Raw genomic sequence first — 278 nt, forward strand, 5'->3', positions numbered from 1 at the left:
GGATGGAACCAAGGAATTTTTGGCAGGAAGTGGTGAATTTACAGTTAATATCGCTTTGATTTGGCATGGAAAATCCATATTTGGTGTGGTGGGGGCTCCGGCCCTGGATTTGATCTACTGGGGGGGGGAAGACGAGGGTGCATTTCGAATCAATGGAATCATGGGGGGCTCTATTGAGATTGCGCCGTGGCCGGTTTCGGGTAGACCTGTGCGAATTGTGGCGAGTAAAAGCCATATGACGCCAGAAACCCTGGCATTTGCGCAGCGCTTCAAGCCCA

At 51.4% G+C, this 278-nt stretch carries 1 protein-coding gene; it reads left to right on the forward strand.

What is annotated here, in order from left to right; genetic code table 11:
- A partial coding sequence (locus IV91_RS0113265; protein ID WP_031599239.1) for a 3'(2'),5'-bisphosphate nucleotidase CysQ family protein occupies positions 1 to 278 on the forward strand: 278 nt, incomplete at both ends.

The organism is Ferrovum myxofaciens, from assembly GCF_000735045.1.
Lineage (GTDB): Bacteria > Pseudomonadota > Gammaproteobacteria > Burkholderiales > Ferrovaceae > Ferrovum > Ferrovum myxofaciens.